The sequence below is a fragment of the Rhabdobacter roseus genome, assembly GCF_014202275.1.
Classification (GTDB): Bacteria; Bacteroidota; Bacteroidia; order Cytophagales; family Spirosomataceae; genus Rhabdobacter; species Rhabdobacter roseus.
Map to the genome: position 1 here is coordinate 223,997 of NZ_JACHGF010000005.1, position 20,067 is coordinate 244,063.

Annotated in this window: 20 protein-coding genes; 11 read left to right on the forward strand and 9 right to left on the reverse strand. The window is 54.7% G+C overall.

Features of this window, described 5'->3' with window-relative positions; all coding sequences use genetic code 11:
• Positions 1-3: 3 nt before the first annotated feature.
• Genes HNQ92_RS17250 through HNQ92_RS17260 form a run of 3 tightly spaced genes read left to right on the forward strand, consistent with a single transcriptional unit; the run spans position 4 to position 3,706 of the window.
• Positions 4-1,530, forward strand: coding sequence for a lipopolysaccharide biosynthesis protein (locus HNQ92_RS17250; protein WP_184175449.1), 1,527 nt, complete (start codon positions 4-6; stop codon positions 1,528-1,530).
• A gap of 34 nt (positions 1,531-1,564) precedes the next feature.
• A complete protein-coding gene (locus tag HNQ92_RS17255; protein WP_184175451.1) occupies positions 1,565-2,776 on the forward strand; it encodes an FAD-dependent oxidoreductase in 1,212 nt (403 codons plus the stop codon).
• 3 nt (positions 2,777-2,779) lie between these two features.
• Entirely contained in the window at positions 2,780-3,706 is a 927-nt protein-coding gene (locus HNQ92_RS17260; protein WP_184175453.1) for a glycosyltransferase family 2 protein, read from the forward strand.
• Positions 3,707-3,725: 19 nt separating this feature from the next.
• Here the strand turns inward: HNQ92_RS17260 and moeB are convergent, their stop codons facing one another.
• Complete coding sequence (gene moeB / locus HNQ92_RS17265) at positions 3,726-4,805, reverse strand: HesA/MoeB/ThiF family protein (RefSeq protein WP_184175455.1); 1,080 nt, start codon at positions 4,803-4,805, stop codon at positions 3,726-3,728.
• Between the two features lie 90 nt (positions 4,806-4,895).
• Between moeB and HNQ92_RS17270 the strand changes: the two genes are divergently transcribed.
• The 6 genes from HNQ92_RS17270 (at position 4,896) to HNQ92_RS17295 (ending at position 10,293) form a co-directional block, all read left to right on the forward strand.
• On the forward strand, positions 4,896-6,092 hold the full coding sequence (locus HNQ92_RS17270) for a molybdopterin molybdotransferase MoeA (RefSeq protein WP_184175456.1): 1,197 nt from the start codon (positions 4,896-4,898) through the stop codon (positions 6,090-6,092).
• 58 nt (positions 6,093-6,150) lie between these two features.
• On the forward strand, positions 6,151-6,390 hold the full coding sequence (locus HNQ92_RS17275; RefSeq protein WP_184175458.1) for a MoaD/ThiS family protein: 240 nt from the start codon (positions 6,151-6,153) through the stop codon (positions 6,388-6,390).
• Between the two features lie 52 nt (positions 6,391-6,442).
• Positions 6,443-6,886 carry a molybdenum cofactor biosynthesis protein MoaE gene (locus HNQ92_RS17280; protein ID WP_184175460.1) on the forward strand — a complete coding sequence of 148 codons (444 nt, stop codon included), beginning with the start codon at positions 6,443-6,445 and terminating at the stop codon, positions 6,884-6,886.
• Between the two features lies 1 nt (position 6,887).
• Entirely contained in the window at positions 6,888-7,793 is a 906-nt protein-coding gene (gene moaCB, locus HNQ92_RS17285) for a bifunctional molybdenum cofactor biosynthesis protein MoaC/MoaB (RefSeq protein ID WP_184175462.1), read from the forward strand.
• Positions 7,794-7,804: 11 nt separating this feature from the next.
• A complete protein-coding gene (gene moaA / locus HNQ92_RS17290; RefSeq protein WP_246440333.1) occupies positions 7,805-8,839 on the forward strand; it encodes a GTP 3',8-cyclase MoaA in 1,035 nt (344 codons plus the stop codon).
• Between the two features lie 266 nt (positions 8,840-9,105).
• A complete protein-coding gene (locus tag HNQ92_RS17295; RefSeq protein ID WP_184175464.1) occupies positions 9,106-10,293 on the forward strand; it encodes an ATP-binding protein in 1,188 nt (395 codons plus the stop codon).
• Positions 10,294-10,302: 9 nt separating this feature from the next.
• On the opposite strand, the gene HNQ92_RS17300 is transcribed toward HNQ92_RS17295, so the two are convergent.
• The 7 genes from HNQ92_RS17300 to gcvT form a co-directional block, all read right to left on the reverse strand.
• Positions 10,303-10,926, reverse strand: coding sequence for a uridine kinase family protein (locus HNQ92_RS17300; protein WP_184175808.1), 624 nt, complete (start codon positions 10,924-10,926; stop codon positions 10,303-10,305).
• Positions 10,927-11,041: 115 nt separating this feature from the next.
• Positions 11,042-12,859, reverse strand: a complete 1,818-nt coding sequence (locus tag HNQ92_RS17305; protein WP_184175466.1) for a PorZ beta-propeller-like domain-containing protein — start codon at positions 12,857-12,859, stop codon at positions 11,042-11,044.
• Positions 12,856-13,278, reverse strand: a complete 423-nt coding sequence (locus HNQ92_RS17310; protein ID WP_184175468.1) for a secondary thiamine-phosphate synthase enzyme YjbQ — start codon at positions 13,276-13,278, stop codon at positions 12,856-12,858. Before HNQ92_RS17310 ends, HNQ92_RS17305 begins: the two co-directional genes overlap by 4 nt.
• A gap of 28 nt (positions 13,279-13,306) precedes the next feature.
• A complete protein-coding gene (locus HNQ92_RS17315; RefSeq protein ID WP_184175470.1) occupies positions 13,307-13,894 on the reverse strand; it encodes a Crp/Fnr family transcriptional regulator in 588 nt (195 codons plus the stop codon).
• Positions 13,895-13,966: 72 nt separating this feature from the next.
• Positions 13,967-15,817: a hypothetical protein gene (locus HNQ92_RS17320; RefSeq protein WP_184175471.1), complete on the reverse strand. Its 1,851-nt coding sequence runs from the start codon at positions 15,815-15,817 to the stop codon at positions 13,967-13,969.
• A 185-nt stretch (positions 15,818-16,002) separates the two neighbouring features.
• Positions 16,003-16,713, reverse strand: coding sequence for a 2-phosphosulfolactate phosphatase (locus tag HNQ92_RS17325; protein WP_184175473.1), 711 nt, complete (start codon positions 16,711-16,713; stop codon positions 16,003-16,005).
• A gap of 67 nt (positions 16,714-16,780) precedes the next feature.
• Positions 16,781-17,860 (reverse strand): glycine cleavage system aminomethyltransferase GcvT, encoded by a 1,080-nt coding sequence (gene gcvT, locus HNQ92_RS17330; RefSeq protein ID WP_184175475.1) that lies wholly within the window; start codon positions 17,858-17,860, stop codon positions 16,781-16,783.
• 171 nt (positions 17,861-18,031) lie between these two features.
• On the opposite strand from gcvT, the gene HNQ92_RS17335 reads away from it, so the two are divergent.
• A complete protein-coding gene (locus HNQ92_RS17335) occupies positions 18,032-18,490 on the forward strand; it encodes a RidA family protein (protein WP_184175477.1) in 459 nt (152 codons plus the stop codon).
• Positions 18,491-18,547: 57 nt separating this feature from the next.
• Here HNQ92_RS17335 and acpP read toward each other — a convergent pair whose 3' ends face one another.
• Entirely contained in the window at positions 18,548-18,781 is a 234-nt protein-coding gene (acpP, locus tag HNQ92_RS17340; protein WP_184175479.1) for an acyl carrier protein, read from the reverse strand.
• Between the two features lie 443 nt (positions 18,782-19,224).
• Here acpP and HNQ92_RS17345 point away from each other — a divergent pair, with 443 nt between their 5' ends.
• Complete coding sequence (locus tag HNQ92_RS17345; protein ID WP_184175481.1) at positions 19,225-19,989, forward strand: NIPSNAP family protein; 765 nt, start codon at positions 19,225-19,227, stop codon at positions 19,987-19,989.
• Positions 19,990-20,067: the final 78 nt, after the last annotated feature.

Consider the following 20,067-nt stretch of genomic DNA (forward strand, 5'->3'; position numbering starts at 1 on the left):
TGTATGCAAATCGAGAACGAGCGGGCGAGTAGTGCCAGCCGCCGCCTCGAACGATCGATCCAATCCGGAATCCGGTGGAATTTGGTGGCTTCGCTACTGGGTCAGGCTATTAACGTTGTTTTTACCCTATGGCTTAGTCGGCTACTCCTCCCTAAAGATTACGGAGTAGTAGCCATTGCCCTGGCCTTTTCGAGCGTCGTTGATTTACTGGGACAGCTAGGAAGTACCGCCGCCCTCACGCAAAGGCCCACGCTGAACGATAAATACTACACGGCGGCTTTCGTGATCATGGGTATTACGGGCAGCACCGCTATGCTCCTGATGTGGGTCGCAGCGCCCCTGGTGGCTTCTTTTTACCAGCAGGCCGAAATTCAGTGGATTCTGTACGCTTTTGCCCTTACGCTGCCGTTCGGGCTAGTGCGGTCGGTCCCGGTGGCCTTGCTGCAACGCTCCCTGCATTTCAACCGTATCGCTGTCATTGATTTTATAAGTACCTTTCTGTCTGGAATATTGGCGGTATACCTGGCTAGTCAGGGCCTAGGCTGGAAAGCCCTGGTCGCTAAATCCATTGCTTTTCAATTGATACAGACCATCAGCTATTGTTTTTTGGCCTGGCCGCGTTTCAGGTGGGAGTTAGGGTGGGCGGAAATAAAAGAATTGCTCCGCTTTGGCATTCCCCAATCGCTCACGCAGCTGGTGCTGCTGGTTGGCCGCCGGATCGACGACGTAATGATTGGCAAGTGGATCGGGACCACCAGCCTGGGAATATACAGCATGGCTTATAGCTTATACTTATGGCCCTTGGCTAACATCAAGGGCCGCATTGCGCAGGTTTCGTTTGCGGCCCTGACCAAGGTACAGCACGATCCTCAGGCCATTAGTCGGTATTACTTAAAGCTTACGTCGCTAACTGCCTACCTCTCTTTTCCCGTCATTATTGGTTTTGGAGCCACAAGTGACCTGGTGGTGCAGCTCGTCATGGGAGAGCAATGGCGGGAGGTGGTGCCGGTGCTCCGGCTTCTGGGGCTGGCCTCCCTGTTTGAAGTGTGTATTTCTCCCGGCTCCGTGTATCAGGCTGTAGGCCGGACAGACCTCTTCTTTCGGGCCATGCTGGCTACCCGCTTCTTAACCATTCTGGGTATTCTCGTAGCATTACCCTTTGGATTGATCGGAGTGGCCGTTAGTTTGGTTGTCAGCGGTATGCTTAATTTCTTTCTCTTCAACTACTTCGTAGGGCAACTCATCCCGCTCACCAACCGGGCCGTTTTCGGGGCCATTTCGAAGAGTTCCGCTTTTAGCTTCATCTTGCTCGTAGCCGTCGTTGGTATCCGGTACCTTATTACCTCCTACGTAGCAGACGAAGCCGAGCTTATCATTACGGTTCTGACGGGCCTCACTACCTACCTCACGCTCATCTATTGGTTTGACCGCAAGCTCTATTGGCGTTTGCTAATTTGGGTAAGGCAGAAAAAAATAGCCGGTATTTTAGCTCGTACCGGTAGTCCCAAGCGTCGAAAAAATCAACGTTAAACCTACCTATAAAGCACCCTCAACTACCTAACTTATGAAAGAAAAAGCGCTAATTCTCGGAGCCGGTATTCAAGGCATTGCCTGTGCTCTTGCTCTACAAACCAAAGGATACGATGTAACGCTCATTGATAAATGTTCCGAACTTTTTAACCGGGCCAGCCTCCGCAATGAGGGCAAGATTCACATGGGTTTTGTGTATGCCAACGACCCTAGCTTTCAAACGGCCTCCCTGATGCTGGAGTCATCTTTATTATTTGCGCCCTTGCTGGAAGAATGGTCCTGCGAAAAAATTGACTGGAACCGGCTTATATCCAATAAGTTTACTTATGTTATTCATAAAGATTCGATGGTCCCGCTGGATCAGCTGCTGGGGCACTACCAAGCCTTGCAGGACTACTACCAGGCGTACAAAACACCCTACCATCACTACCTGGGGGGACGCCCCGACGCGCTCTGGCAAAAGCCCGAGCGCTCCCACCGGCTCATGAATAAGAACGCCGTGACAAGTACCCTTCAAACCGAGGAGCTCGCCATTGATTTACGTAAATTTAAAGCGCTACTTACGCAGATTGTTCAAAGCAAAAAAATAAAGATAGAAGCCAACCGAACGGTCAAAGCCGTGCAAAAGACATCGTTTGGGTTTCGGGTAGAGGGTGAGACCCACGAGGGAAAGGCCTGGACCGAAGACGCGGGCATCATTGTAAATTGCCTCTGGGACAATCGGCTCCAAATCGATGCCACGCTAGGCTTAGCCCCTACCAAGCCAAAGTGGATTTATCGCCTTAAGTACCGCCTGCTGGGGCAACTTCCTGCGCATCTATCCTCTATTCAGTCGTACACCTTTGTGCTGGGGCCCTTCGGTGATATCGTCACGTACCCTACCGGCCTCACGTACCTTTCGTGGTACCCATCTTGTATGCGCGGCTGGTCGGAGGAAGTATCGCCTCCAAAACAATGGGAAGATGCCTGCCGGGGCTTATCCAGCTTTGATGAGCACCAGGATTGGGCCCAAGAAGCCCTGCAAGGCCTTACTACCTTCTTCCCGGGGATGGATCAGTTTAAGATACAACATATCGACGCTGGTACTATTTTTTCTTGGGGCAATACCGACATCGACGACCACGGCAGCGAACTGCACCGCCGTTTTAAAATCGGTATCCATGCGCATGATGGCTATTACTCAATAGATACAGGAAAATTTACCTCCGCACCATTTTTTGCCCATCAGTTATTGGAAAAAATATAGCCCATGGTACCTAATGCCCCCCTCGTTTCAGTAGCCATCCCGCTCTACCGATCGAAACGGTTTGTGCGCGTCATCAAGCATAACGTACGCAGGCTTCGCCTACCCAACGTGGAAATCCTTATTTCTGATCGACACAGTGAAGATGATGCCCTTGATTTATTACGTCAGGAACTCGGGGATGATCCTCGCATTCGATTCTTACAAACCAACGATGGTATCGGCTGGGTAGATCACTACAATGCCTTGCTTCAACAGGCTTCGGGGAGGTACTTTATGTGGATGCCCCACGACGACACCTTTCCCGCTGGCTACGTAGCTGATTTGGTACATGATCTGGAGCGCCATCCCGAAGCCTGGCTAAGCTTTGGCAATATGTATGCTATTCATAAGGAAAAAAAAACAAAATTACTCTCCTACCTACCCGACAACCTCAACTACAATCATAAGCCTTGGCACCCCCTACATAGCGTTCGGCTGGCGGCGACCTACAATCCGGGTATTGCCTTTCGGGGTGTCTTTCGACGAGACCGGGTACTTGCGCATAATCTGCTGATCCGTCACTCCACTCCGAATGATCAGTATGCGGACTTGTATTGGGTATTTGCACTGGGACTACACGGCAAGCTCTTTTACAATACGCGCCAGCTGTGCGTAAAGCTACACTACACAAATAGCACCCATTATCACTGGAAATCAACCAATTACTATTCAAGAAGATCCTATCGGACGGTTCGAGAATACATTCAATATGCTCCTTTATCAGCTACGAAAAAAACAGCCGTATACGCTGCGCTTGGGGGTACTTACATGCTAAAAAAAATCCTGAAGCTCTTTCCTTTAGCTTTAAAAGAGCCTCTTAAAAAATGGGTTGGCATTAAGCTTTTTTACCGCTCAACCGCCAAGCAAGAAAGAATAGGGTCCAGCGAGTAAAGCGCCCCGCAAGTACCCCTCACGCCCAGGCACCCACCCCGCCTCGCAGGTGGCGAAGGCTGTGCTCAGGAAATTCCTTGGCCAGCAGCTCGGCCGCCTGACGGCTGCGCACGCCCGACTGGCAGCAAAGTACGATGTCGGGATGGCTAAGTAGTTCCGGCAAGTGCTGGGGTAGGGTTTTGAGCGGCCAGTTTTCGCCGCCCAGGTTGAAGCGGTCGTACTCGTGGGGTTCGCGTACGTCGATGAAAAAAGGCGGATTTTCACTTTCCAGAAGCTCCAGAAGCTCATCGTAGGTCACTTCTTCGATCTCGGTAGCCAACGGCGCGGCGCACTGGAGGCCGTAGTCGGCGCGCAGGCCGCGCTCCTGCCGCGTAGTCGGATTGGCCGCAAACCGAAACGTCTGGAACGAAGCCCGCAGGGCGTCATAGACCAGGATTTTCCCGCTAAGTACCTCCCCAATCCCCGTAAGTACCTTGATGGCTTCCACGGCTTGCAACGTACCTACTACGCCCGGCAGCACCCCAAGTACCCCTATTTCGGCGCAGTTGGGTACTTCGTGCTCGGCGGGCGGCACGGGGTACAGGCAGCGGTAGGTGGGGCCGTTTTGGTAGTTGAAGACGCTCACCTGCCCCTCAAATTTGAATATAGAACCAAACACCAGCGGCTTGTTCAACAGCAGGCAGGCGTCGTTGACCAGGTAACGGGTCGGGAAGTTGTCGGAGCCATCTACGATGAGGTCGTAGTCGGCAAAGAGGCGCAGGACGTTGTCGGGCGTGAGGGCTTCGGTATAGGCTTTCAACCGGATGTTTGGGTTCAAAGTACCCAGCCGCTCCGCCGCCACTTCGGCTTTGGGCCGTCCTACGTCGGCCACCGAAAAAAGTACCTGCCGGTGCAGATTACTGATTTCCACCCGATCAAAATCAATGACACCCAAAGTACCTACCCCCGCTCCGGCCAGGTACGTCAGCACCGGGCAACCCAGTCCGCCCGCCCCAATCACCAGTACACTGGCCTCCTGGAGGCGTTGCTGTCCTTCGGTTCCAAACTCAGGAAGCGAGATCTGACGGGCGTAAAAGGAGCGGTCGGCGGAAGTAAGCATGGCGTAACGTAAAATTGATAGAATCGTTCGTAGGCATTCCGGGTTGAGGTACGTAAATTTCGGCTTCCATCCACCCGTAAACAGCAGCGCATGGTCACTGTTCAGGAAGCAAAACAAAAGGTACTGGAAAATACGTTCCCGCTGCCGCCGGAAGATCGCGCCGTAACGGAGGCCGTGGGCTACGTGCTGGCCGAGGAGGTACTTTCGCCTTTGGCGCTCCCTGCGTTCCGGCAGTCGTCGATGGATGGCTACGCGGTTCATCACGAAGACATTACGCCGTCAGGTACCTGGCTGCCTTTGGTGGCGGAGTCGCGGGCAGGTACTTCGCAGCCGCTGACGCTGGCGCGCGGCACGGCCATCCGGATCTTCACCGGTGCGCCGGTGCCCGAGGGTGCCACGGCCATCGTGATTCAGGAAAAAACCGAACTCCAGGATGGCTCCGTGCACATTCAGGAGTACCCCGTGGCCGCCGGGCAGCACATCCGGAACGTAGGCCAGCAGATCCGTGAGGGCGACCTGGCCATGCCCGCAGGTACTTTTCTTACGCCCGGCTCGGTGGGTTTTTTGCTGGGTATGAACGTGCTGCACGTAAAGGTACATCGCCAGCCCAGCGTGGGTATCCTCGTCACGGGCGACGAGCTCATTCAGCCGGGCGAAGGGCTGCGCTTTGGGCAAGTTTACGAATCCAACTCGGCCATGCTGGTAGCCACGCTCCTGCAGGAAGGCATCACGCAGGTGAGTGTGCAGCGCGTGCTCGATGACCCCCAGGCCACCCGGCAGGCGCTGGAGCAACTCACCGAGCAGCATGATGTGGTGCTGGCCACGGGCGGCGTGTCGGTGGGAGAGTACGACTTTGTGGGCACGGCGCTGGGTCAGGTAGGTGTCGAAACGATTTTCTATAAAGTGCGGCAGCGCCCCGGCAAGCCGCTGCTCTTTGGCAAAAAAGGGGAGAAACTTTTTTTTGCGCTTCCGGGCAATCCCGCCGCCTCGCTGGTCTGTTTTTACGAGTACGTACTACCGGCGCTACGCCGACTCACGGGCCGTACCGACTGTTTTTTGCCTACCTTCCAGCTCCCCATTACGCACCCGTACTCGTTTCGGGGCGAGCGCGACGAGCTGCTCAAAGCCACCGCCACGCCCACGGGCGTCACACCGCTGGAAGGCCAGGAATCGTTCATACTCCGCTCCTTTGCCGTAGCCAACGCCCTCATCTACCTTCCGGCCTCGCAGCCATCGGTGCAGCCGGGTGAGCTCGTGGAGGTACATTTGCTCCCGTTTTTTTGTTAAAGGAAAAATAATCCGTTGGCGTTTTTAGTTTTACTTCATCAATACACCAGAAAAATTTATGTTGGTCAACGTACTTTATTTTGGAATGCTCGCCGAAGCCACGGGCCTCCCGCTCGAAAGCTGGGAAGTACCTCCGGCGGCCTCGGTTCGAAAACTTCGGGAACAGATCCTGGACAAGTACCCCGCCCTGCGCGACCGGAAGTTTAAAATCGCCGTCAACCAGCAAATGGTGGACGAAACGCTGCTGCTACCGCCCCTGGCCGAGGTTGCGCTCCTGCCTCCTTTTGCGGGCGGCTAGCTAACGGAGGGGTACTTTTGAGTCGTTCTTTATCTTTAACACACGTCATTTCATGATTCATAAACCCAAAAAAGTGTTTGTCGACGGCCCCATTAGTCCGCAGTTCATTGCCGACTCCATCGCCAAGCACCAGAGCAAGACTACCATCGGCGCGCATAATATCTTTCTGGGCCAAATCCGGGCCGACGAAAAAGCAGGAGGTACCGTGACGGGTATCGAGTACACGGCCTATACCGACATGGCCGAGCAAGCCTTCCACGACATCCGCGAAGCGGCTTTTGCGCGCTTTAAACTCACGTGTATGCACATTTACCACAGCCTGGGCCTGGTACCAACGGGCGAAATCAGCCTGTTTGTGTTTGTGTCTTCGCCCCACCGCCGGGCTACCTTCGAGGCGCTGGAGTTTATTGTGGAGGAAATCAAGGCCAAAGTACCTATCTTCGGCAAGGAGCTGGTAGGCCAAGCCGGTGACTACACCTGGAAAGAAAACAAGTAGGATGGTTGACATTACGCACAAAACCCATACGTTACGCATCGCTACGGCCCAGGCGCTGGTGCTGGTGAGCAAGCCCGAAACCATCGAGGCGATTGAAAACCGAAAGGTACCTAAGGGCGACGTATTTGAGATGGCCAAGGCCGCCGGGCTGCTGGCCGTCAAGAAAACCCCCGACCTGCTGCCCGACTGCCACCCGCTCCCGATCGAGTACACGGGGATCAACTACCGCATCGAAGGGCTCACGATCGTGATCGAGATGACCGTCAAGACGATCTACAAAACCGGCGTGGAAGTAGAAGCCATGCACGGAGCGTCGGTGGTAGCCCTGACGATGTACGACATGCTGAAGCCCATCGACAAAGGCGTGGAGATTCAGCGGATTCGGTTGTTGGAAAAAAAGGGTGGCAAAAGCGACCGCAAAAGTACCCCCGCCGACCTGAAAACGGCCGTCATCGTGTGTTCGGATAGTATTTCCAGGGGCATCGGTGAAGACCGCTCCGGCCAGCGCATCATCGAGAAGTTGCAGCCGCTTCAGATCACCGTCAGCGACTATAGCATTATCCCGGATGAGAAAAGTACCATTCAGGAAAAAATAAAAAGCCTATGTGCGCTGGGCTACCGGCTCATCCTGCTCACGGGCGGGACGGGCCTCTCGCCCCGTGACGTCACGCCCGAGGCCGTGCAGGAGCTCCTGGACCGCGAAATTCCCGGCATTGCCGAAACCGCCCGGCAATACGGCCAGCAACGCATCCCCACCGCCCTGCTGTCGCGCGCGGTGGCCGGGCTCATCGGCGACACCCTCGTGATCACGATGCCGGGTAGTACCGGCGGCGTGACGGAGTACCTCGACGCGCTCTTTCCGCACGTATTGCACGTTTTTAGCGTTATGGAAGGAGCTAAACATTGATCTAGAACAACATGGCCTCGCAAGCGGCCATGGAAGCAACCCAGCACCACCGCATGAGTCAACCCATTACCGATCGTTTCGGGCGCGTTCATAACTACCTCCGCATCTCCCTGACGGACAAGTGCAACCTCCGCTGCAACTACTGTATGCCGCAGGAGGATATGCAGTTTATGCCGTCGGCCTGGCTGATGTCGGCGGAGGAGATTGAGACGCTGGCCCGGATCTTCGTGGAGATGGGCGTGGAAAAAATACGCCTGACGGGCGGTGAGCCGCTGGTGCGCAAAGACGTAGGTACCATCATCACGGCGCTGGGCCAACTACCTACTTCGCTGACCCTCACGACCAACGCCGTTTTTGTGGATCAGTACCTGGAGGTACTTAAAGAGGCGGGCGTACGCTCGCTCAACATCAGCCTGGATACGCTGCACGAGGAGCGCTTCCGGAGCATCACCAAGCGTGATCATTTCTCTAAAACCTTAGCCAATGTACGGCTGCTGCTCCGCGAGGGCTTCAGCGTGAAGCTCAACATGGTGGTGATGCGCGATGTCAACGAGGAGGAAGTGAGTGATTTTGTACGGCTGACGCTCGATGAGCCCAACCTGCACGTGCGCTTCATCGAGTTCATGCCCTTCAACGGCAACCAGTGGGACATGTCCAAGATCGTTACGTACCAAAACCTACTGGATCGGATCGGCCAGGACTTTGTCTATGAACCCGTTACGGGCGAGAAAAACGACACGGCGCGGGTCTTCCGGGCCCAGGGCGGGCAGGGTACTTTTGGGATCATCAGTACCATCACCAACCACTTCTGCGCGGGCTGTAACCGCATCCGCCTCACGGCCGACGGCAAGCTCAAAAACTGTCTTTTTGATACCTCCGAGGTGGATTTGCTCGCGCCCCTGCGCCGGGGCGAGGACGTCCGGCCGCTCATTTACGCGCACTTCCAGCGCAAACACTTCGCCCACGGCGGCCACACCGAATTTACCAACCAGGACGCCAAAGCCGAATACGAGCAAAACCGCCGCATGATTTCCATCGGGGGGTAGTTTAGCATAAAGTACCCCTTATCTTCTCCGATGATTTTTTAGGTAAATTTCTGTTTCTGGAATCTACCGGCTCTATTATTATATGGATCTCCCGTGCGATCACGCTGTGGTCGGCTGTATCTGGCTTATTCCTTTTCCTAATAAACATTTGACTGCGCCTCGCCGACCGCTCTGCGGTCCTTTTTGGTTAAAAAAACTCTTAATCCCTTTTCGAAACAGAGAAAGTATTACTTTATGCATTATTTTTGTGCACAAAGTAATACTTTATGATACAAAGAGCAGCCTATAAAGCCCTGGAAGAACATTTGAGCTCACGCCATATTACGGTGATTACGGGCCTACGCCGGGTGGGAAAAACCACGGCGCTTCGTTTCTTGCTAGACAAAATCGCCCATCAAAATAAGCTTTATCTGGATTTTGAGAAGGCTGAAAACCGGCTACTCTTTAACCAGACGTTATACGGAGACATCGAACTGGGCTTACAGGCATTAGGGCTTAATTTACAAGCAGAGGCCGTGCTGGCCCTGGACGAAATCCAGCTGGTACCCAACGCGCCCAGCATTATCAAGTACCTCTACGATACGTACAGCGTCAAATTTTTACTAACGGGCTCTAGTTCTTACTACCTCAAAAATCATTTTACGGAAAGTCTGGCGGGCCACAAGCGCATCTTCGAGCTATTTCCGCTGGATTTTCGGGAGTTTCTTCTTTTCAAAGGGTATCAATCTTCCCAATTTGAGCCTTTTAGGCAAAAGCCGTACTTTCCCATTTATTACCAAACTTTTAAAAAAGAGTACGAAGAATACGTACGCTTTGGCGGGTTTCCGGAGGTAGTGCTGGCGGCTACGCAACCAGATAAGACGGCCTTTCTGAAAGACATCGTCAATGCCTACATTGAGCTGGATATTAAGCTACTATCCGACTTCAAGGTGAGTGACGACCTGTACCGACTTTGCCAACTGTTGGCAGCACATACCGGGAGCTTGCTGGATACCGTCAAGCTGAGTAGCATCTTGGGTATTAACCGGAATAAAATAAACGAGTACCTAAGTCTCTTTGAATACACGTACTTTATTCAGCGCATTCCGGCCTTTACACGAAATAAGGACCGGGAGCTCTCACTTAAAAAGAAGGTATACCTGGCCGACACGGGACTACTCTCCGTACTGGCCCAGGTTAGCAGCGGACAAGTCTTTGAAAACGCGATAGCCCTGCAACTAGCCCGGCTGGGATCGGTGCAGTACTATCAGCGTAAAACCGGACAAGAAATCGACTTTGTCCTTGACCAAACAATTGCCGTAGAAGTAAAGGAAACCCCAACGCCTTATGATCTAAGGGTACTTACCCAACGCGCCACTAAACTTGACCTTACTACAACTTGGCTGGTGGGCCTTACAGCTCCCGGAAGCGAATTCAGAGACTGGTACTGGGGAGGCAGCCTACTACCCGGTTAGCGCTCGTAGCTATACTTTAGTCTTCAAATACGCCACCAGTACCTCCAGGCCGCGGTCGAAGCGGTGGTGGTTGTTGATGATGATGTCGGCGTCGGCGCGCAGGGGTTTGATGTACTTTTCGTAGGTAGGGGCCACGTGGTGCTCCCAGCGGTAGAGCACGTCGTCGAGGTCGTAGCCGCGCTCGGTATTGTCGCGGATGATCCGCCGCTTGATCTTGACGTGCTCCTTGGCATCGACAAAAATCTTCAGGTCAATGAGCTTGGCTACTTCGGGAAAGTAGTACACGAAGATCCCCTCCACCACCACAATGGGCGTGGGCATGAAGGTAAGTACCTTGGGCTCCAGCAGGGGGTTGTTGAAGGTATATTCCTTTTGTTGCACCGCCCGGCCCGCGCGCAGCTCGGCAATGTGCCGGGCAAACTGATGGTGGTCGATGGTCTCGGGGAGGTCGAAGTTATGGACGCCGTTTTCGTCCAGGGCAATCTCGTGGATGGGCCGGTAGTAGTTATCCTGCGAAATACGGCAGATCTCCTCGTCGTTAAACGAATCCAGCAGGTTTTTCATGAAATAGGTTTTCCCGGAGGCGCTACCGCCCGTGATGCCAATGATGAAAGGGTGCTGCTGACTGGCCATGCCGTTTGGATTGATGAAGGTTTTGGCTACAAAAGTAGGAAGTGCAGCCGGAAGCACCGTTCTAAGTACCCTAAAGTTTTCGTTTTTTAACCCAAGGAAGTAGGGCAAGGGTACTTTATTCAATAATAGCCAGCTTACTGGCCAGACTTTCGCTGCCATCGGGGGCAACGAGCAAAACCAGGTAGATACCACCCCGCGCACGCCGCCCGGTGTAGTCGTGCAGGCTCCAGGAAGCCGTGCCGCCCTGCGAGCGCGTTTCGTACACGAGCCGTCCCGCCAGGTCGGTGATTTTCACCGTGGTGTTGTCTACCAGGCCTTTGATTCCCACCACGCCGTCGTACTCGGGCCGCACGGGGTTGGGAAACACCAGTACCGACGAAAGGGTACTTTCAGGCGTGGAGGCGTCGCTCCGGTACGACACCAGCCCGTGGGAGGTATCGACGTAGAGCAGGCCACTGGCCTCGTCGAAGCGCAGAGCTCTGATGCTATTGGAAGGAAGCGGGCTATCCTGCGCCGTAAACTGCCGCACGAGCTCCGTGCCGTCGGCATTGAAGAGGTACAGACCACTCTGGGTAGCGATCCACTTGCGGTTGCCGGGCTCCACGGCCAGGGCCGTCGCGCGCTCGTTGGCTAGCAGGCGGCGCTGCCCAAAAATAGGCAACAAGGCGTCGATCCGTCCGCCGGAAAGTACCCCTTCGGGCACAAAGTACCCCACACCCCGGTCGGTGGCGAACCAGATCAACCCGTCTTTATCCAAAACCAAACTACTGACCGTCGAGGAAGGCAGACCGCCGCTTCCCGCGCCCGTCGAAAGGTACCTTTGCTGGCCCGTGGCCGGATCGGTAACCCGAATGCCCCCACCGAGGTAGTCGGGCTGGCGGGCCCAGCGCAGGCCGTTTCGGTCGGTAACTACCGAGTCGGTTCGGACGGCAATGGCCGTGTCGGCCTGGGTGGGTGGACTGTAGGCGCGGAAAGTACCTTGGGCATTACCGACTAGCCCATTTTGGCGGTCGGCTACCCAAAGGTACCCTAACGGGTCCAGGATACTTTGCTGAGGAGCGGCCAGGAGCGCATCCCGAAAGACCGTCGGCGAAGTACCTAGAAGTACCACCTCGTTGGCCAGGGAAGCGATGAGTTGCCCCTGGCTCGTATTCAGGTCCAGGTAGGTACTTGGGGTGGAATAGATCGTTTGCCAGGTACCGCTTTGGCGGCGAACGACCCCTTGCCCTGCACCGCCAGCGTACAAGTACCCCTGGTAGGCCGCCAAGGTACTAACGGGAAAAGGCGCAGGTATAAGTACCCAATTGCCAAAGTACTGCCGGTTGACGGATTCGCTCAGCGAAGTACCTAAAGTACCCTGAGACGTGGCGGCAAAAAGACTGTCTTGGGTGAAGGCAACGCCGTAGACCGTCACCTCGGCCCCCGCCGCCCCAATGTAGCGGTAGGTTTCGCGTACTTCGCGCCGGGCGGGGTCCAGCACCACAATCCCGAAATCGGTACTCAGGTAGGCTAATTCTTCGTGAAATACCACCTGCCGGATACGGCGACTGAGTGGGAGGTCGGCGGCATCGCGGATCAGCGGCCAGTTGACGATCTGCTCCGGCTCAGTCTGTGCATCCAGGTACATCAGGTCCAGGTTGCCGTTGCGGTAGGCCAGCAGCAGCAGGGTACTTGCTTCGTGGTAGGCCAGGCTACTCACGCCCACGTCGCTCAAGCCGTTGATCTTGGAATACTGCGTTGTGGTACCGTCGGCGGGGAGGTAGCTAAAGAGGCCGTTGTGCGTGGCGACGTACAGCCGCTCTCCAGCCCGCACCACGCTATGCGCCGACTGGTAGTTGAAGTGCGTTTGCCAACCTCCCACGGGTATTTCCTGCGCCCACAGCGAGTGCATGAGCAAGCTACCAAGTACCCCCAGCAGTAGCGCTTTGCTCATAGTCCGTAGGCCGTAAGTACCAGGTGGCGCCCCGCGGCGTGGTCGCGGTGCTCGCAGAGGTAGATACCCTGCCAGGTACCTACGTTGAGCTGTCCGTTGGTAATGGGTACCGTCACCGAGCTACCCAGCAAGGCCGCTTTGATGTGCGCGGGCATGTCGTCGTCGCCTTCGTAGTTGTGGCGGTAGTAGGGAGCCCGCTCGGGTACCATGATGTTAAAATGACTCTCGAAGTCCTGCCGGACCGTCGCATCGGCGTTTTCGTTGAGCGTAAGGCTGGCCGAGGTATGCTGGATGAATACGTGCAGCAGCCCCGCCCGGATCTGCCGGAGCTCGGGGATTTCCTTCAGCACGCGATCGGTGATGAGGTGAAATCCGCGCCGGAACGGCGGCAGGGTACATTCTTTTTGGAATACCAGCATGAAGTACTGCTTTAAAATACAAGCCCGGTCAGGCCACAAGCGGAGGCTGATTACCCGACATTTCCTGCAAATAGCTTTTCAGCTCCGAAGGAGCCAGGCGCAGGTAGGACGCCATCGCTTGCAAGGGCAAGGTTTCCATCAGCCCGGGGTACTCTTCCCGGAAGCTATTAAGCCGAAGCGGCACCGGCTGGGAGGTCATCCACCGCCCCAGCGCGCGTTGTCGTTGTACTTCGTCCACGAGTTTTTGCACCAGGCGGCCCCAGGCCGGAATCTCCGCAAAAAGTTTGTTCATGTCTTCGTAGCGAAGCAGGCACAGCTTCGTGTGGGTCACGGCCTGGATATTCTCGGTAGAGGGGGCCTGGTACCGAAAGCTGTCGGGCAGTACGGCGATATTTCCCTGCGGAATAAAGTAGCGCGTCACTTCGTCGCCCCGGTCAAAATGAAGTACCCGCAAAGTACCTTCGATCACAAATCCAATGGTACGGCATACATTCCCTTCGCGCAGGAAGTAGTCCCCCGGACTGAGCTCTACTTCTTTTAAATAAGTAGACAACAATTCAAACTGAGCATTGGTAAGCGTCATGTACCGGGAAAGGTACGAATGTAGTGGTTCCATAGTGTATACAAAACACACTTAAGCTTCGGGTTGTTGCTTAGTTAAAATAAAAAATTTACGCTTTATATTCCTTTATCTTTCTACTTTGATCGTAGCCGATCCCCGGCTGGTACCTACCCCACAGGCATTTTTCAGCGAACTCAGCGTAAATTCGGTGGTAGTGGTAGGCGAGACCGTGATCAGGTACGGGTTGAGGAAAGTACCCTGCACGGTAGTACCATCCGAAAGCGTAAACGACCAGGGCGGAAGTCCGTTCTTGAAGCGCAGCCGGATACGCGTCGAGCCCCCAGCCGCAATAGTTCCTTGCCCCGACACCTCGCCCACGGCCGCGTTGGGAGCAATCACGCTGATTTCCTTGGTCTCGCTGATTACGCCCGGAGCCGTGGCCATAATCCGAATGCGCTGTATACTAATGGTATCGCGCTGGGAAGTGGGCGTAATTTTGACCTTCAGCGGGCTTTCCTTGCCCGTGGTGGGTAGGTCTACGTAGTTGCCCTTTCCGTCTTCAATTTGCACAATAAACTTATTGGCGGCGTAGAAACGGCCCACGGCCGTGTAAGGTATGTCTATTTCGGTGCCCGCGCAGATGGTCGTTTGTGAAGGGGTGCCCATCGTGATGCGGGAAGGCGGTAGCTCGACGGCCGCGTAGGCGGTGCCTGAGAAATCCCCCACGCCACACAGGCCACCGGCGGAGGTGATCTGGTAGCGCGTGTTGTTGTAAGGCGTTACCTTCAGAGTATGTGGCGACATGAGGATGTTATTCTCGTAAGTACCATCCGACAGCAGCACAAACCAGGGTCCACCGCCCTGGAAACGTACGGTAAGCTCCCCGCTTCCGCCCTCTTTGAGGCGCAGGGTGTCGTTTTGAAGTATGGCTTGCGTGGCGGCGGCCACCACGATGGTGGTGGTATCGCTGAACAGCACGGGCGAGGAGGACGCTACGCGCAGCCGGTACTGGCCCGGACGAATACTCATCGGGATCTGCGCCAGGATGGGGGCCATGGTATCGGCAGAGGAGACGGTTCTGAACACCCCGTCCCGATCGGCGATTTGCACCACGAAGTTATTGCCGCTGCGGTAGCGGCCTGTGGCACTAAAGGCTACCTGAAAGGGCGTGTTAGTACACACCCGAAGCCCCTTTTCGGTGTCTTTGAGCGCCAGCCGAGGCTCCGGATTGGGGTCTACGTTCACGATGACATTGCCCGCTACGGTGCCACTTCCGCAGGCATTGCTCACGCCCAGCAGGGTATAGGCCTGAATGCGGTCGGGTTTTACCCGGAAGTAGTAGGGGTTCGAGAGGGTTTGGCGCACGATAGTACCATCCGACAGCTGAAACGTCCAGGGGCCACTTCCGCTCAGGTTTACGCGTAGCTGCGCTTCCTGGCCGGGCATAATCCGGGCCGAGGTGGAGCCGTCGGCGGTTTCGAGGCGGGCGTGGGGCCGGGGCATCAGCCGCAGGGGTACTTCCTCGCTCTGCATTTTAGGGTTGCTGGCTATGATCCGGAGTCGGTACAGGAGCCCGCCTTTTTTATCGGGTGGAATGACGATCTCGATGGGACCCTTGTCCACCAGGTCCGACACGATGATGAAATTGCCGGTAGCATCTACCAGCTGCACCGAAAAGGCGTTGTCGTTGCCGAAAGTACCTTCGGTGGTAAAAGGTACCAACAGGGTACTTCCCGGACACACCTCCCAGTGAGAAATATCGCCTAGTATAATCCGGGGCCCGCGGGTGCTGTCCAGGCTCTGCGTCGTATCCGGGTTTGACTCAATGATGGTGATGCGTTCGGGCTCCAGGGGTGCCGCGCCGGGACGGCGGGAAAGCGTGGTATCTGACTGCGGTACGTTGGTAAGTACCTGCGCCGATACCGGTCCGAGGAGTGCGAGCCAGCCTGCAATGAATAATAAATAGTTTTTTAACATAGTAAAAGGTTATGCCACTTTTGCTTTCCACGCCAGGCTCCCGGAGCTGGGTACTTGCGTGTATCATTCTCTTTTTACCTCTGAAACTTCACCGGGCAGGGTACTTCAAGGTACTTTACGGATGCGATGCTACCTACCAACGAAAAAAAAGCAAAGACCGGTTAAAAATTCGTGCGATCAGCCCCTTAATCTATGGAGACCAGCGCTCCACCCCGCAAAACGGGTACCACGTCGTAGAGGTCGGTCTGTAACGAAAAGGCAATGTCTTTCTGAATGCCCAGGCGCTGTAGCCGACGCACGTGCGATGAATTCGCGACAAACGACAGTAAATTATCTTTTCCCTGCTGGTACAAACGCTGCGCCATCAAAACGCTGTCTTCCATGAGCATGAATTCGTCCTGGAGCGCTTCGGCCAGGGCACCCGCAAAAAGGGTATCTTCCAGGTTGGGGCGGCCTTTCCAGCCCGCGCACAGCACCAGCACGTCGTACTGCTCGGAGCGCAGCTGGTTGACGAGCGCGCCCAGGTTCAGGAAAGCACCCACCATGATTTTTACCGCCGAAGGTCGGGCTTTGGCAATAGACAGGGTACCGTTGGTGGTCGTCATGGCTACCTTAGCCCCGATCAGGCGTTCGTCCATGTAGCTAAAAGGCGAATTGTCCAGTTCGAAGCCCTCTACTTTCTGCGCATTCCGCTCGGCGGCGGCAATGTAGCCTTTGTCCTGAAGTACCTTGCACTCCTCCACCGTGGCTACGGGCGTAATGCTCTGGATACCATAGGCCAGGCCTGTCACCATGCAGGAGGTAGCCCGGAAAATATCCGCCACGACCACAATGCTATTTTCCAGCTTGTGCAGATGAAGCAGGTCGGGGGTAAGGCAAACGTCAAGTTGTTTCATGAGGGCAATCGGGGTCGTTTAGTATCAGCCGTCAGGCGGTGCGCCGGGCAAATCAAGTTTTATTTCTTTATTTGACAAAAGGTAGTTTCACCACCTGGGCTTTGAGGAGGCGGTCGCGTACCTTCACGTACAGCTCTGTGCCGGGTTTGCTGTAAGCCAGGGGTACATAGCCCATCCCGATGCCTTTCTGCAAGGTAGGTGACTGCGTCCCCGACGTTACTTCCCCGATCGCGTTTCCTTCGGCGTCGGTCAGAGTATAGTGGCTGCGCGGAATTCCCCGATCTATCATTTCAAAACCCACCAGCTTACGCTGCAGGCCTGCTTCCTTCTGCGCTTTCAGCTGCTCGGCGTTGACAAAGTCTTTCGTAAACTTCGTCACCCAGCCCAGCCCTGCTTCCAGCGGCGAGGTGGTATCGTCAATGTCGTTGCCGTACAGGCAATACCCCATCTCGAGGCGCAGCGTATCGCGGGCACCCAGGCCCACGGGTTTGATGCCGAACTCGGCCCCGGCTTCAAAAATAGCCTCCCATAGCGCGCGCGCCTTTTCGTTCTTGACGTATAACTCAAAGCCCCCCGCGCCGGTGTAGCCCGTGGCCGACACGATCACGTCGTCGATGCCCGCTACGGTACCCGTCCGGAAGGAGTAGTATTCGATATTCGTTAAATCCAGATCCGTTAGTTTTTGGATCGTGGCCAAGGCCTTGGGGCCCTGTACCGCCAGCAGGCACAGCCGGTCCGAGAGGTTCTCCATCTCCACCCCGTCGGTATTGTGGCTCATGATCCAGTTCCAGTCTTTCTCGATGTTGGACGCATTCACCACCAGGTAGTACTCGCTGGCATGGGAGCGGTATACCAGCAGGTCGTCCACCACACCACCCTGGTGGTTGGGCAGGTAGCTGTACTGCACCTTGCCGTCGTAGAGCAGCGAGGCGTCGTTGGCCGATACCCGCTGGATGAGCTCGAGCGCGCCGGGCCCCCGCAGCACAAACTCACCCATGTGCGATACGTCAAAAACGCCCACACCCTGGCGTACCGTATGGTGCTCCTCGAGGTCAGATGTGTAGCGAACGGGCATCTCGAAGCCAGCAAAAGGTACTATCTTAGCGCCCAGGCTCTGGTGCAGTTCGTGAAGGGGTACGGTTTTCATTTCGGCCATGTTTTAGCGGTCCAGGGTGCAAAAGTAGGAAATGAGAACAAAAGGAAGCTAACATATAAAAACATTAGGTACTTTTAGCTCAATTTTGTGAGCATGAACCCGCTCAGGTACCTTTATACTCCGAAATCTATTTATCCTACTACTCATCAGGCGCTGCTCTTCATGAACAAGGCTTACGTACTTTTGCTGTGGCTAGGGCTGGGAAGTACCCTGGCTCCCGCCCAGACACGCATCATCCGGACCGACCAGGCCCCGACGCCCGTGGGTCCTTACAGCCAGGCCGTAGAGGCCAACGGATTTCTTTTTGTGGCGGGGCAGGTGGGGCTCAACCCCGCTACGGGCAAGCTGGTGGAAGGGGGGATTGAGCAGGAGGTACCCCAGATCATGAAAAATATTGAAGCAATTCTGAAAGCCGCGGGTACCGACCTGACGCACATCGTGAATACGACTATTTTTATGAAAGACCTAAAGCAGTTCGGCACCGTCAATGAACTGTACAGCCGGTACTTCAGCCAAAACTACCCCGCCCGCACCACCGTGGGTGCCGCCGAGCTACCCGCCGGAGGAGCCATCGAAATTGCCGTAGTGGCCGCTTTACCGCGCCGAAAGGGCAAAAAATAAGGACGAGATCATAGTACCTACTACCCGTCCTCAGTAAATCTTGAATAGAAACAGTGATTAAGCCTCTACCGCCTGATGCTCTTCCAGGTAGGACATGAGGCTACGTATGGTCGTGATTTTGGCGTAGTCTTCGTCGGGAATAACGATGGCAAATTCCTGCTCAAGCTGCATCATTAAGTCAACCGTATCCAGGCTATCGAAGCCCAGGTCTTTAATGAAGTGTGCCTCTTCGGTAACGGCAGTAGGTTCAACTCCGAAGTTTTTCAGAAGGTTAATAATACGCTGCTTCATGGTCACATGTTAGTTATAGTAGCAATTGGGTAATGGCTGGGTACTATTTGGTTTAAACGAAAATGATTTAGAGATAGTACCCTAAAAAAGTCCAAATTGTTCCAACAATTCTAATTAATTTTTAATCGGTTCGTTTTCACAGAATAATCCCTATTTAATCTTGGAATGGAACAACAGCTGGCTTCAAAGTAACTTTGTTTATTACAAAAAAACATCATTAATTACACGAAACGGCCCTATTTTGGTACCAAGCCTACCAAAGAGCTGATGAACAGCAAGGCTAACCAAGAGAGTCTCTTTTTATTCAAATAGTTGTATTCGCTCAAACAAAAATTTATGCCAGGCTACGGACTCTTCCTTACCCATGAGTAGAAATCGTCCATCTCTTGTTTACAGTAGTAGCGTATTTACTACCATTTCAATTTTTTTGTTCAAACTAAAATATGAAGACATCTCTGCTCCTGACGGGTGGCCTTTTGTTAAGCAGCTTTCTTTTGTTAGCTCTGCGCTCCCACCCCGCTACGCCTCCCAGCGAAGACACGCGCCTGTACGAGCTCCGTACCTATTACTGCGAAACGGGCCGACTTGATGCACTACTCGCTCGCTTTCGTAACCACACCACCCAGCTTTTTGAAAAACACGGCATGACCAACGTGGGCTACTGGGTACCCATCGACAACCCCGACAACAAGCTCGTGTACGTACTTTCGTACCCCAACAAGGAAGCACGCGAGGCCGCCTGGAAGGCATTCGGCAGCGACCCGGTCTGGAAAAAAGCCCAGGCCGACTCCGAGAAAGATGGCAAAATAGTGGCCAAGGTAGAGCGGGTTTTTATGCAGGCGGCTGACTTCTCGGTACCCATCCAAAGCTCCGTTGAGCCGAAGGGGCGGGTCTTTGAAATGCGTACTTACACCACCTACCCCAACAAACTACCCGACTTGCTGGCCCGCTTCCGCAACCATACCGTGAAGCTTTTTTCCAAGCAGGGCATGGCGCACATTGGCTACTGGGTACCTGAGGAGCCCGCCAATACGCTGGTGTATATCCTGGCGCACCCCAGCGAAGAAGCGGGTAAGAAGGCTTTCGACGCTTTCCGGGCCGACCCGGATTGGATTAAAGCCCGCGACGAATCGGAGCGCAACGGAAAATTGGCCGAAAAGGTGGAGTCCGTTTACATGAAAGCCACCGATTTTTCTGCCATTCGGTAAAGTACCCTTTTTGCTTTACCCAGCTATTTCTTTGTACTTTATAGCGATGAAAGGGGCTTTTTTCTGGCAGATTTTCAA

Bases quoted from the DNA above. Each gene is read 5' to 3' on its own strand.
- HNQ92_RS17250 (WP_184175449.1), top strand. From the start codon at position 4: ATGCAAATCGAGAACGAGCGGGCGAGTAGTGCCAGCCGCCGCCTCGAA.
- HNQ92_RS17255 (WP_184175451.1), top strand. From the start codon at position 1,565: ATGAAAGAAAAAGCGCTAATTCTCGGAGCCGGTATTCAAGGCATTGCC.
- HNQ92_RS17260 (WP_184175453.1), top strand. From the start codon at position 2,780: ATGGTACCTAATGCCCCCCTCGTTTCAGTAGCCATCCCGCTCTACCGA.
- moeB (WP_184175455.1), bottom strand. From the start codon at position 4,805: ATGCTTACTTCCGCCGACCGCTCCTTTTACGCCCGTCAGATCTCGCTT.
- HNQ92_RS17270 (WP_184175456.1), top strand. From the start codon at position 4,896: ATGGTCACTGTTCAGGAAGCAAAACAAAAGGTACTGGAAAATACGTTC.
- HNQ92_RS17275 (WP_184175458.1), top strand. From the start codon at position 6,151: ATGTTGGTCAACGTACTTTATTTTGGAATGCTCGCCGAAGCCACGGGC.
- HNQ92_RS17280 (WP_184175460.1), top strand. From the start codon at position 6,443: ATGATTCATAAACCCAAAAAAGTGTTTGTCGACGGCCCCATTAGTCCG.
- moaCB (WP_184175462.1), top strand. From the start codon at position 6,888: ATGGTTGACATTACGCACAAAACCCATACGTTACGCATCGCTACGGCC.
- moaA (WP_246440333.1), top strand. From the start codon at position 7,805: ATGGCCTCGCAAGCGGCCATGGAAGCAACCCAGCACCACCGCATGAGT.
- HNQ92_RS17295 (WP_184175464.1), top strand. From the start codon at position 9,106: ATGATACAAAGAGCAGCCTATAAAGCCCTGGAAGAACATTTGAGCTCA.
- HNQ92_RS17300 (WP_184175808.1), bottom strand. From the start codon at position 10,926: ATGGCCAGTCAGCAGCACCCTTTCATCATTGGCATCACGGGCGGTAGC.
- HNQ92_RS17305 (WP_184175466.1), bottom strand. From the start codon at position 12,859: ATGAGCAAAGCGCTACTGCTGGGGGTACTTGGTAGCTTGCTCATGCAC.
- HNQ92_RS17310 (WP_184175468.1), bottom strand. From the start codon at position 13,278: ATGCTGGTATTCCAAAAAGAATGTACCCTGCCGCCGTTCCGGCGCGGA.
- HNQ92_RS17315 (WP_184175470.1), bottom strand. From the start codon at position 13,894: ATGGAACCACTACATTCGTACCTTTCCCGGTACATGACGCTTACCAAT.
- HNQ92_RS17320 (WP_184175471.1), bottom strand. From the start codon at position 15,817: ATGTTAAAAAACTATTTATTATTCATTGCAGGCTGGCTCGCACTCCTC.
- HNQ92_RS17325 (WP_184175473.1), bottom strand. From the start codon at position 16,713: ATGAAACAACTTGACGTTTGCCTTACCCCCGACCTGCTTCATCTGCAC.
- gcvT (WP_184175475.1), bottom strand. From the start codon at position 17,860: ATGAAAACCGTACCCCTTCACGAACTGCACCAGAGCCTGGGCGCTAAG.
- HNQ92_RS17335 (WP_184175477.1), top strand. From the start codon at position 18,032: ATGAACAAGGCTTACGTACTTTTGCTGTGGCTAGGGCTGGGAAGTACC.
- acpP (WP_184175479.1), bottom strand. From the start codon at position 18,781: ATGAAGCAGCGTATTATTAACCTTCTGAAAAACTTCGGAGTTGAACCT.
- HNQ92_RS17345 (WP_184175481.1), top strand. From the start codon at position 19,225: ATGAAGACATCTCTGCTCCTGACGGGTGGCCTTTTGTTAAGCAGCTTT.